1 protein-coding gene is annotated in these 784 nt (G+C 17.5%); it reads right to left on the reverse strand.

Features of this window, described 5'->3' with window-relative positions; genetic code table 11:
- Window positions 1–206 (reverse strand): hypothetical protein (locus L8T90_RS07840; RefSeq protein ID WP_263737175.1); only part of this gene is annotated, 206 nt, incomplete at its 3' end.
- Between the last annotated feature and the right edge of the window lie 578 nt (window positions 207–784).

Consider the following 784-nt stretch of genomic DNA (forward strand, 5'->3'; position numbering starts at 1 on the left):
CTAAGATTAGAATCTTTCTTTGGTTTTTCTTCTAATAGCTTTTTAACTTTTAGATCAATATTGTTATGATCTTTAGCTTGACTTAAGCTATTAACCGCAAGAGTTTGATTGTTGTCTATAATGATTTTATCTTGATTTTTTAAAATCATTATTTGAGAAAAAAGAAAAGTGTGAATGAGTAAAACAAGTAAAAGTGTTTTTTTCATATCCCCCCCCCATAACCTACATTTAATTTTTATCTGTGATGAGAATATGATAACACAAAAAATACAAAAGTGATAAAAAAGTTATAAAAATATTGAATAATAGCCAAAAAAACTATCAAATATAATAATTATTTATAAACTATAATCAAAATTACTTTTATTTTTTATTAAAAAAATACATATAGATTTATTATTATTTACATAACATCAAAAATTACTTTTATTTACTTTTTTAAGATAATGGACTAATAGGCTTTTATATCTTTTATATTTACACTTTATTATATTGTTTAATGTATTTGTAGATATGAAAAAATAGTATTTATATAAGAATATAAATTGTATTTATTATATTTGGTATATAAAGTATAAATACTAAGCTTATATATAGTAATAAATAAAGAGTATAAATATCTTATTATATTCTTTAAATAATTATAATATAGTATTTTTATATAAATTTGATAATAGTTGTTATAATCTTAAAATAACTTATTAAAAAAATATATTTAATTATAGTTTATGTGTTTTTATAAATTAGGTAATAGGTAAAATAATATATGGAATGTTTAATGGAA

The sequence above is a fragment of the Campylobacter sp. RKI_CA19_01121 genome (assembly GCF_025771295.1).
Taxonomy (GTDB): domain Bacteria; phylum Campylobacterota; class Campylobacteria; order Campylobacterales; family Campylobacteraceae; genus Campylobacter_D.